Annotated in this window: 10 protein-coding genes; 5 read left to right on the forward strand and 5 right to left on the reverse strand. The window is 71.7% G+C overall.

Annotation, left to right across the window (positions count from 1 at the left end; genetic code table 11):
• Window positions 1–1158 (reverse strand): methyltransferase domain-containing protein (locus B9S61_RS15985; RefSeq protein WP_181007387.1); only part of this gene is annotated, 1158 nt, incomplete at its 3' end.
• 90 nt (window positions 1159–1248) lie between these two features.
• On the opposite strand from B9S61_RS15985, the gene B9S61_RS15990 reads away from it, so the two are divergent.
• The 5 genes from B9S61_RS15990 (at window position 1249) to B9S61_RS40865 (ending at window position 5863) form a co-directional block, all read left to right on the forward strand.
• Complete coding sequence (locus B9S61_RS15990; protein ID WP_103542866.1) at window positions 1249–2175, forward strand: polysaccharide deacetylase family protein; 927 nt, start codon at window positions 1249–1251, stop codon at window positions 2173–2175.
• Window positions 2172–2984 carry a polysaccharide deacetylase family protein gene (locus B9S61_RS15995; RefSeq protein WP_258039679.1) on the forward strand — a complete coding sequence of 271 codons (813 nt, stop codon included), beginning with the start codon at window positions 2172–2174 and terminating at the stop codon, window positions 2982–2984. Before B9S61_RS15990 ends, B9S61_RS15995 begins: the two co-directional genes overlap by 4 nt.
• A 512-nt stretch (window positions 2985–3496) precedes the next feature.
• Window positions 3497–3805, forward strand: coding sequence for a co-chaperone GroES (gene groES, locus B9S61_RS16000; RefSeq protein WP_003998759.1), 309 nt, complete (start codon window positions 3497–3499; stop codon window positions 3803–3805).
• A 125-nt stretch (window positions 3806–3930) separates the two neighbouring features.
• A complete protein-coding gene (gene groL / locus B9S61_RS16005) occupies window positions 3931–5556 on the forward strand; it encodes a chaperonin GroEL (RefSeq protein WP_103542861.1) in 1626 nt (541 codons plus the stop codon).
• A 154-nt stretch (window positions 5557–5710) separates the two neighbouring features.
• Entirely contained in the window at window positions 5711–5863 is a 153-nt protein-coding gene (locus B9S61_RS40865) for a hypothetical protein (RefSeq protein WP_258039680.1), read from the forward strand.
• 51 nt (window positions 5864–5914) lie between these two features.
• Here B9S61_RS40865 and B9S61_RS16010 read toward each other — a convergent pair whose 3' ends face one another.
• The 4 genes from B9S61_RS16010 to B9S61_RS16025 form a co-directional block, all read right to left on the reverse strand.
• On the reverse strand, window positions 5915–6388 hold the full coding sequence (locus B9S61_RS16010) for a hypothetical protein (RefSeq protein WP_258039681.1): 474 nt from the start codon (window positions 6386–6388) through the stop codon (window positions 5915–5917).
• A gap of 124 nt (window positions 6389–6512) precedes the next feature.
• The gene (locus tag B9S61_RS16015) at window positions 6513–8651 is read right to left on the reverse strand and encodes a DEAD/DEAH box helicase (protein ID WP_103542863.1); all 2139 of its coding nucleotides are present in this window, start codon (window positions 8649–8651) and stop codon (window positions 6513–6515) included.
• Complete coding sequence (brxD, locus tag B9S61_RS16020; protein WP_103542864.1) at window positions 8648–10000, reverse strand: BREX system ATP-binding protein BrxD; 1353 nt, start codon at window positions 9998–10000, stop codon at window positions 8648–8650. The genes B9S61_RS16015 and brxD overlap by 4 nt, the downstream gene beginning before the upstream one ends.
• Window positions 9997–10258: hypothetical protein (locus B9S61_RS16025; protein ID WP_146064859.1), on the reverse strand; the 262-nt coding region annotated here is incomplete at its 5' end. The genes B9S61_RS16025 and brxD, both read right to left, overlap by 4 nt.

Genomic DNA, 10258 nt, shown 5'->3' on the forward strand with positions numbered 1-10258 from the left:
CGGGGCGCCGTCGACGCGGGTGAGGAACACGGTGACGGAGGCGGTGCCGTGCGGCTTGGGCAGCACCTTGCGGCGCAGCTCCTCCGGCTCGACGGCCGAGCCGCGCTTCTTGACGGTCAGGGTGCCGACGCGGCGCTCCCGCAGCAGCGCCTTCAGCTTCTTGACGCCGAAGGGCAGCCGGTCGGTGATCTCGTAGGCGGTGGCGTACGGCGTCGGGCGGTACGCGTCCGCGGTGACGTAGGCGATGGTCGCGTCGATCAGCCCGCCGTCCAGGTCCTCGGCCACCTGGGCGACCAGGTGGGCGCGGATGACGGCCCCGTCCGGCTCGTACAGGTACCTCCCGACCGGCCGGACCCCGGGGTCCGGGAGCATGGTGCCGGGGGTCACGTAGATGCCGGCCAGGGCGGGCAGCAGCGTGGCCCGCCGTGCCCCCGGTGTCACGTCCGGGCCGAACCACAGCACGGCCTCCTTCACGTGTCCGTGGTCCGAGACCCATTCGGCCGTCGCCTCCGCGGGGATCGCCTCGTGCGGGATGCCGGGCGCGATCTTCAGCAGGCCGACCGGTGCCGCGAGTGCGGCGGACACGGCCCAGGACAGCGGCGGAGAGTAGGCCTCCGGATCGAAGATCCGGCCGCGTGGGGAGGACCGCCGGGCCGGATCGACGAACACGGCGTCGTAGCCGGCCGTGTCCACCTCCGTCACATCGGCCTCGCGCACCTCGATCAGGCCGGCGAGACCGAGCGCGTCGGCGTTGGCGCGGGCCGCCGCACAGGTCGCCGGATCCCGGTCGACGGCCAGGACCCGGATCCCGGCGCGGGCGAACGCGATCGCGTCACCGCCGATCCCGCAGCACAGGTCGGCGACGGACCGTACCCCCTTGGCCCGGAGACACTCGGCGCGGTACGCCGCCACACTCGCCCGGGTCGACTGCTCGACCCCGTTCGGCGTGAAGAACATCCGCCGGGCGTCCTCGGCGCCGAACTTCGCCACCGCCCGCTGCCGCAGCCGTGCCTGGCCGAGCGCGGCCGACACCAGCTCGGCGGGGTGTTCGCGGCGCAGCCGGGTCGCGACGGCGAGTTCGTGCGCGGGGTCGGTGTCGCGCACCTCGTCGAGGAGGGCGCGGCCTTCGGGGGTGAGGAGGGGGGCGAGGTCGTTCACCGGGTCATTGTGGGCCAGTCGGTGGACCGTACGCCTCCGGCCGCGGTGTCGGACCGGGTCCGGACCGTCCGGCTGCGAGGATCCGGCCCCATGCGAGCAGTAGGACAAAACGATAAAAAGTGGCCGCCGCGTGGTGCACGGACCGGTCTCGCCGTACTCGCTCTCGCCACCGTCGCCTCGGCCTGCGGACAGGGCGGCGGTGGCGACACGGCCGAACCGGCGGGCGGCCAGCAGCCCCTCCAGGCGCCCCCGGCCCGCGCGCTCGACTCCTACGCCACCAAGCTGCGCGCCGCGCACGCCGCGAGGGTCGCCGCCGCGAAACGCTGGGGCCTGAAGAAGGTGCCCCTGACGGCGCCTGCACCCCCGGCGAAGAAGCCGGAGATCACCACCCGCGACGGCTTCGAGGTCGACGGCCACCGCCGCCTCGGACTCCCCCCGGTCTTCACCACCGTCCCCACCAAGGAGAAGATCCTCTTCCTCACCATCGACGACGGCGAGGAGAAGGACCCGGCGTTCCTGCGGATGATGAGCGAACTGAGGATCCCGTACACCGCCTTCCTCAGCGACTACCTCGTCAAGGAGGACTACGGCTACTTCAAGAAGATGCAGGACAGGGGCGTGGGCCTGCACAACCACACCCTCCACCACCCCTACCTTCCCGCCCTGTCCCGCGCCCGCCAGACGCGCGAGATCTGCGGCATGCAGAAGATCATCGAGAAGCGGTACGGCGAGCGCCCCGCCCTCTTCCGCCCGCCCTACGGCAACTACGACAAGAACACCCTGCGCGCCGCGAAGTCCTGCGGGATCACCCACGTCCCCCTCTGGAACGAGGAGGTCTTCGTCGACCGCTGGGAGTACCGCGAGTGGGACCGCTCGCTGCACCCGGGTGACATCGTCCTCACCCACTTCCGGGGCCGCGACGACTGGAAGGGCACGATGCCGGACATGATCCGCCGCTTCCTCGACAAGGTCACGGCCGAGGGCTACGCGGTGGCGCGGCTGGAGGACTACCTGTGAGGCGGGCGAGGGCCGCCCTGACGGCCCTCGTGGCAGCCGCCGTCACCGCACTGACCGCAGGATGCGACGCCGCGCCGGCCGGCCGCCCGGCGGCGGCTCCTTCGCACGGGTCGGCCGCTCCTCCGGACCGGCCGTCGGGCCTCTCCGCGCCGTCCGGACTCTCCGCGCCGTCCGGACCGGGGGGTACGGGCGCCGCCTCCCCGTCCGCCGCCTTCCCGCCCGTCATCGACCACGTCCCGACCGGCGACCGGGTCGTCTTCCTCACCTACGACGACGGCGTCGAACGCGACCCCCGCTTCATCGATCTGGTCCGCGAACGCCGGCTCCCCGTCAGCATGTTCCTGACGGACAGTGTGATGGGCCCCGGCTACGCCCACTTCGCCCGCCTGCGCGCGGTCGGCGCGAGCCTGCAGAACCACACCCTGGACCATCCCGCCCTGCGCGGTCTGCCCTACGCCGGTCAGCGCGCCGAGATCTGCGGCCAGCAGCGCAAGCTCACGTCCCGCTTCGGCATCAGACCCCGCCTCTTCCGCCCGCCCTACGGCACGTACGACACCACCACCCTGCGCGCCGCCGCCGACTGCGGCATCGCGGCCGTGGTCATGTGGCGGGCCACCCTGGAGCCCGACGGCCACCTCACCTACACCCACGGCCCCCACCACCTGAACCCCGGCGACATCATCTCCGTACCGTCCGGCGAGGCTCCCACCCTGTCACTGGCGGAACGGACGACACGGCTGCTGGGGGAGCTGGAGAAGCGGGATCTGAGGGTAGGAAAGCTGGAGGACTACGCCCCAGGCCACCACTGACCCCGGCCCGGCAGCCCTGGCGGGTACGGCCGGTACTCCCGCCGTCCGGCGGTCACCGGCGGGTACGGCCGGTACTCCCGCCGTCCGGCGGTCACCGGCGGGCACGGCCGGTACTCCCGCCGTCCGGCGGTCGCTGGCGGGTACGGCCGGTACTCCCGCCGTCCGGCGGTCACCGGCGGGCACCGCTCACCTCTCAGCCCGTCCGGCGATTGAGGACGAGGCCCGTTCAGGGCCGAAGGGGGGCCCGGGGGCGCAGCCCCCAGTGACGGTCACTGCAACACCGCCGACTGCACAACCCGGTGCAAAAACCGCCCCCAACGCCCGACGCGCCGCACGGCAACTGGCACTCCGCTTGACCGAGTGCTAATCCCGGTCATAGTCTCGGATCTGGCACTCCCCACTGGAGAGTGCCAATGCGCGACGGGCAGGTCCGGCACCCGCGACGACGGATCCACCTGGTCGCCACCTCAGACAGTTAACCCCGTGAGATCTCCGAAGGGGGAGGTCGGATCGTGACGACCACCAGCTCCAAGGTTGCCATCAAGCCGCTCGAGGACCGCATTGTGGTCCAGCCGCTCGACGCCGAGCAGACCACCGCCTCTGGCCTGGTCATCCCGGACACTGCCAAGGAGAAGCCCCAGGAGGGCGTCGTCCTGGCCGTGGGCCCGGGCCGCTTCGAGAACGGCGAGCGCCTGCCGCTCGACGTCAAGACCGGCGACATCGTGCTGTACAGCAAGTACGGCGGCACCGAGGTGAAGTACAACGGCGAGGAGTACCTCGTCCTCTCGGCTCGCGACGTCCTCGCGATCATCGAGAAGTAGTTCACCCGCTTCCACCGAAGCACCTGCTTTTGAGCTGCGCCCCGGGCCCCCGCGACCTTATGAAGCCGGGCGTCAGGGGCGCAGTTCGTGTCACCCACGTTTTCCGAGAGGGCTGAACCGCTCCCATGGCGAAGATCCTGAAGTTCGACGAGGACGCCCGTCGCGCCCTTGAGCGCGGCGTCAACAAGCTTGCCGACACGGTGAAGGTGACGATCGGCCCCAAGGGCCGCAACGTCGTCATCGACAAGAAGTTCGGCGCCCCCACCATCACCAACGACGGTGTCACGATCGCCCGCGAGGTGGAGATCGAGGACCCGTACGAGAACCTCGGCGCGCAGCTGGTGAAGGAGGTGGCGACCAAGACCAACGACATCGCGGGTGACGGCACCACCACCGCCACCGTGCTGGCCCAGGCGCTGGTCCGCGAGGGCCTGAAGAACGTCGCCGCGGGTGCTTCCCCGGCCGCCCTGAAGAAGGGCATCGACGCCGCCGTCGCCGCGGTCTCCGAGGACCTGCTCGCGTCGGCCCGTCCGATCGACGAGAAGTCCGACATCGCCGCCGTCGCCGCGCTGTCCGCGCAGGACGAGCAGGTCGGCGAGCTCATCGCCGAGGCGATGGACAAGGTCGGCAAGGACGGTGTCATCACCGTCGAGGAGTCCAACACCTTCGGTCTGGAGCTGGACTTCACCGAGGGCATGGCCTTCGACAAGGGCTACCTGTCGCCGTACTTCGTGACGGACCAGGAGCGCATGGAGGCCGTCCTCGACGACCCGTACATCCTGATCACCCAGGGCAAGATCGGCTCCATCGCGGAGCTGCTGCCGCTGCTGGAGAAGGTCATCCAGGCCAACGCCTCCAAGCCGCTGCTGATCATCGCCGAGGACGTCGAGGGCGAGGCCCTGTCGACCCTGGTCGTCAACAAGATCCGCGGCACCTTCAACGCGGTCGCGGTCAAGGCGCCCGGCTTCGGTGACCGCCGCAAGGCGATGCTGCAGGACATGGCCGTCCTCACCGGCGCCACGGTCATCGCCGAGGAGGTCGGCCTCAAGCTCGACCAGGTCGGCCTGGACGTGCTCGGCTCCGCCCGCCGCGTCACCGTCACCAAGGACGACACCACGGTCGTCGACGGCGGCGGCAAGAAGGAGGACGTGACCGGTCGCATCGGCCAGATCAAGGCCGAGATCGAGACCACCGACTCCGACTGGGACCGCGAGAAGCTCCAGGAGCGCCTCGCGAAGCTGGCCGGCGGCGTGTGCGTGATCAAGGTCGGCGCCGCCACCGAGGTGGAGCTGAAGGAGAAGAAGCACCGCCTGGAGGACGCCATCTCCGCGACCCGCGCCGCGGTCGAGGAGGGCATCGTCTCCGGTGGTGGCTCCGCTCTGGTCCACGCCGTCAAGGTCCTCGAGGGCAACCTCGGCAAGACCGGCGACGAGGCCACCGGTGTCTCCGTGGTCCGCAAGGCCGCCGTCGAGCCGCTGCGCTGGATCGCCGAGAACGCCGGCATCGAGGGCTACGTCATCGTCTCCAAGGTCGCCGAGCTCGAGAAGGGCAGCGGCTACAACGCCGCCACCGGCGAGTACGGCGACCTGGTCAAGGCCGGCGTCATCGACCCGGTCAAGGTGACCCGCTCCGCGCTGGAGAACGCCGCCTCCATCGCCTCCCTGCTCCTCACGACCGAGACCCTGGTCGTGGAGAAGAAGGAAGAGGAGGAGCCGGCCGCCGGTGGACACAGCCACGGCCACTCCCACTGACGACGTAAGGTCGCCGGTAGCTGAGTGAGGGCCCGGTTCCCGTCCGTCCGGACGGGAACCGGGCCTTTGCCATGCCCCGATCTCCTTCGGCCTCGGCGACACGACGGGCACGGCCCGGTTCCGCTCCCACCGCTCCCACGGGGGAGGAGAGCCGGTGTGGGACGCCCCCTGGTTCAGCAACCTCGGGACCGGCGGTGAGGACAACGAATCCGGCGGCGACGGCTGGGGTGGTGACGGCGGAGACGGCGGTGACGGAAGCGGTGGCAGTGACGGAGGGGGAGGGGGCGACGGCGGTGGCGGCGACTAGCCGCCCCACGGCCGCACTCCGTCACCTGGCCGGCGCAGGGCTGCGGGCTGCTCACCACGCCTTGCTGCGGTCGAACTCCGTGATGTTGACGGTCACGCCCGAGGTCTTGAGCGTGGTGGGCGACTCACCCGTGGCCGTCTGCCCCGGCTGCACGTCGGTGGCCAACTCGGTCGAGTTGTAGAGCCGCTTGCCGTCCGGACCCACGGCCTCCCACTCCCAGGTGTAGTTCGACTTCTCCGAACTCCGGTTCGTGATGGTCCGGGTGACCCAGATGTTCTCGAACCCGGCCTGGGAGCGGTCGTCGATCTCGAAGCTGGCGAGATCCTCGCGTTCGCGGCCCGACGCTTCCGGCCGCCCGCTCTGCGGCTCCTCACCCTGGCCTTCGGCCTGTTGCTGCTCCGTGGTGGGAGTGCCCTTCTTCGGGGCCGGAGTGGAACTGTCGTCCTCGACGGCACAGCCGCCGATCGCCGGCCCGCACACCATGGTTGCTGTCGCACAGGCTGCCACTGCACCGAATCTTCGCATCGACTGCCCCTTCTGACGCTGTATGTCATATATAGACCTGTCTGGGGTAGTGCGCAGGTCGGGACCACATGAGCATGAGTGTCAGCAGCGAGAAGCGTGGGCACCTGCCGAGAGCGGTGGGGGGTCAGTCGGCCGGGCGCAGCAGAAAGCGCACCGGTTCCGCCAGGGCCGCACGCGCTCCGTCGGCGTCGCCCAGCCGGGCGGCGAGAGTGGCCTCCGCCAGCCGTGCGGGCAGTGCCTCCGCGAACTTCAGACCCCGTACGGCGTGCGGATCCACGTCCGGCAGGGTCAGGCCCGTCCCGGCGTCCGACACCGCCGTACGCCACGACTGCGGGGTGACGTCGTCGCGCAGCCGGACGAAGCGGTCGTCGAGGAGCCGGTGGCGCAGGACGACGGAGGGGAGCGACGCGGCGAGCGTCGCGTTCGCCCGGTGCCCGGCCCAGGTCCAGCAGCGCACGTCACTGTCCCCCCGGCGGGTGATGACGGGGCCGGCCGGATGCACCACGTCCCGGTGACTCTCCCGCGCCGCCGCGAGTTTCGCCTCCGCCCGCCGGGTCAGGGACACGGGTGGGTCCTCGCCGAGCAGCACGTCACGCACCGTACGGGTCAGCGTGAACGACCGGATGTGAGGCGCCCCGAAGCCGCTCCACTTGGCACGCCCGCCCTCGTCCACGGGTTCCACGAAGCAGCGCCGGCGCCGCCAGTCGATGTACGTCACCAGCCAACTGCGTCCCGCCAGCAGCAGCTTGCGCGGACCGTCGGTCTCCTCGGTGAGCAGGTCCGGGTCGGTGCGGCCGATCTCCGTCCGCCCGCTGAGCACGGTGAACTCGGGCGGCGCGGTGAACGAGGCCGTCAGGTTCATGAAGTGCCGCTGCCCGAAACGCCGTTCGGCCTCCGGCCCGATGAACAGGGTGCCCGAGTCGCGCTCCAGATAGCCCTGTTCCACCAGGTGCCGTACGACGGGTTCGGCGGCGGCGCCGAACACGCCGAGGCCGCCCCACCACTCCTGCCACAGGTTCTCTCCGACCCGGTGCTCCTGGAGGCACAGCGCGAGCAGCTGCTGGGCCACCAGGTGCCGCGGCTCGGGGGGCGGGGTCACCGGTTCCACCCAGCCGCGCGACCAGGCAAGGAGCAGGGCCGCGGCGGCCAGGAAGCCCTCGTCGTCCAGGGCGAGGAAGAGACAGTTGCGCCGGCTGCCGGGGCGGCGTCCGGTGCGGCCCAGGCGTTGCAGGAAGGAGGCGACCGTCGCCGGGGCGTCGAGCTGGATCACCCGGTCCAGGTCGCCGACGTCGATGCCGAGTTCGAGGGTGCTGGTGGAGACGATGACACAGTCCCGGGCCTCGGCGAACGCCTCCTCCGCGCGGCGCCGTTCGTCGGTGGAGAGGGAGGCGTGCGAGAGGAAGGTGGTCACACCGCGCAGTCGGAGCTGCTCGCCCAGTTCCTCGACGGTGCGCCGGCTCTCGCAGAAGACCAGGCGCTTCTCGCCCCGGTGCAGGGCCGCGACGACGGTGGCGGCGTTGGCGACGGAGCCGACGTAGTCCAGCTCGACATCACCCGGCGGCGGCGGTGTGTCCGCCGCGCCGGCGTCCGGCAGCGACACCCCCGGTGCCACGACCCGACCCGGACGCACGCCCCGCCCCGACCCCTGCAACCAGTCCAGCAGTTCACGCGGGTTGCCCACGGTGGCCGAAAGGCCGATGCGCTGTACCGGCCGCCCGATGACGTGCTGGAGGCGTTCCAGCACGGCGAGCAGGTGCCAGCCCCGGTCGTCGCCCGCGAAGGCGTGCACCTCGTCGACGACCACACTGTGCAGCCCGGAGAAGAACGCCCGGTGGTCCACGTGGGTGCTGACCAGCATCGCCTCCAGCGATTCGGGCGTGGTGAGCAGGATGTCGGGGCGGTTCGCCAGGATGCGGCGGCGGCGGGTGGAGGCGATGTCGCCGTGCCACAGCTCGGCGGTGCGCCCCACCCAGCCGCTGTACGTCTCCAGGCGGGGGTGCAGGTTGTTGAGCAGCGCCTTCAGCGGTGTGACGTACAGGACGCCGGTGCCCTTCCAGCCCTGTCGCTGCGCGCGCGTGAGCAGGGGGAGGACGGCGGCCTCGGTCTTCCCGCCGGCGGTCGGCGCCAGCAGCACGGCGTCCTGTCCGGCGAGCACCGGTCCGATCGCCTCCTGCTGCAACGGCCGCAGTGAGCGCCAGCCGAGCGAGTTGACGATGTGGTGGGTGAGGATCGGGTCGAGCAGGTCCAGCGCGTCGGCGCTCACGGCAGCTCCAGCTCCACGTCCCCGGCGCTCGCGGCCGCGCTGCGCTCCACCTCGTCGAGTTCCGAGGTGTTCACGGTGAGCGTGTAGTGGGCACGGGGGTCGAAGTCGTCGAACGTGTCGATCCGGTCGAGGACGTCGGCGACCAGCTTGCGCAGGTAGAGCCGGGGCGCGATACCGGCCTTGCCGCCCAGCGAGCCGGTCACCGCACGCGCCAGTTCGTCGAGGTAGGAGTCGTCGGCGCGCAGGGCGACCCGTTCGGGGTGGTGGGCCGTCGCCGCGTACACCTCCCGCACCTTGCGGCCCAGCTCGCCCAGGGACGCGAGGTCGAAGCCGCTCAGCCGGAGCTGTACCGCGCGCGGGGAGTCGAAGCGCGGATCGGTCGTGAAGTCCGTCGCCAGCCGCTGCGCGAGCGGTGCGAGGCGCTGTACGCCCTGCTGCCCGTCGTAGAAGGCCGGGGTGCCGGTGATGACGAGGAAGAGCCCGGGGAACCGGCCGGCGTCGATCTCGTCGAGGAACTGGCGCAGCGCGTTGAGGGACTTCTCCCGCACGTCACCGCGCACCCGCTGGAGGGTCTCCACCTCGTCGAGCACGAGCAGCAGTCCGGGGTGCCCGCAGTCCCGCAGCACCGTCAGCAGCCCCTGGAGGAAGCCCAGTGCACCGAAGTGGTCCAGGTCGCCGCGCACCCCGGCCGCGCGCTTGGCCGCGGCGGCGACGGACTTCTGCCCGCCGAGCCAGGCGATCAGCGCCTCGGCACGTGCCCCGTCGCCGGCCGCCACGGCGTCCCGGTAGCCGCGCAGCGCGGCGGAGAAGGCGGGGGTCGTACGGGCGACGTCGGCGAGCCTGCGCTCCAGCAGTTCGTCCACCGCCCGGCCGAGCCCGGCCTCGTCGTCCTCCTCGGCCCCTCCCGCGTCGAGGACCTCCTCCTCCAGGGCGTAGAACCACGAGTCGACGACGGCGCGCAGCGCGGACGGCGGGTGGGTGGCGGTGGTGAGGCGTTCGGTGAGCCGTCGGTAGACCGTCTCCAGCCGGTGCAGCGGGGTCTCCGTCTCGGAGATCTGCACCTCGCTGACGGCCAGCCCCCGCCGCTTCGCCCGCTCGGCGAGCCAGCGGGCGAAGAAGGTCTTGCCGGAGCCGTACTCGCCGCGCAGCGCGTGGAAGGCGGAGCCGCCGCGGGCGACGGTGGACAGGTCGCCGTCGAGGGCTTCGGCGAAGCGGTCGAGCCCGACGGCGAACAGCCCGAGACCCTGGTGCGGAACGGTGCCGCGGCGCAGGGCGTCGACGACGTCACGGGCGCGCGCGGTACTGATGCCGGGCCGCTCGTCGCCGGCGCCGGCTGCGGTGGTGCTCATACGGGGGTGCCTCCGGTGCCGGTGAACTGCTGCCGCAGCAGCTCCTTGTCCAGGTGGACGGTGCGGCCGGACTCGACGAGCTGGAGCACGGGGTAGCCGTCGATGTTCAGCAGCCGCTCCAGCACGGTGACGAACCGCTCCGGGTTGCGCTGTGACTTGCCGGTGGCGGCCTGGGCCGCCGAGGCGACCGCCGCCGGCGACAGTTTGCCCCCGGCGGTCAGCAGCGCGTCGAGCGCGGCGGCCACGGCGGTGTCGGCG

Origin of the sequence: Streptomyces sp. SM1 (genome assembly GCF_002910825.1) — a bacterium.
Classification (GTDB): Bacteria; Actinomycetota; Actinomycetes; order Streptomycetales; family Streptomycetaceae; genus Streptomyces; species Streptomyces okerensis.

What these genes read in the sequence shown, in the direction of transcription:
- brxD (WP_103542864.1), bottom strand. Translation starts at nt 10,000, where the DNA reads ATGAGCACCACCGCAGCCGGCGCCGGCGACGAGCGGCCCGGCATCAGT.
- groL (WP_103542861.1), top strand. Translation starts at nt 3,931, where the DNA reads ATGGCGAAGATCCTGAAGTTCGACGAGGACGCCCGTCGCGCCCTTGAG.
- B9S61_RS16010 (WP_258039681.1), bottom strand. Translation starts at nt 6,388, where the DNA reads ATGCGAAGATTCGGTGCAGTGGCAGCCTGTGCGACAGCAACCATGGTG.
- B9S61_RS15990 (WP_103542866.1), top strand. Translation starts at nt 1,249, where the DNA reads ATGCGAGCAGTAGGACAAAACGATAAAAAGTGGCCGCCGCGTGGTGCA.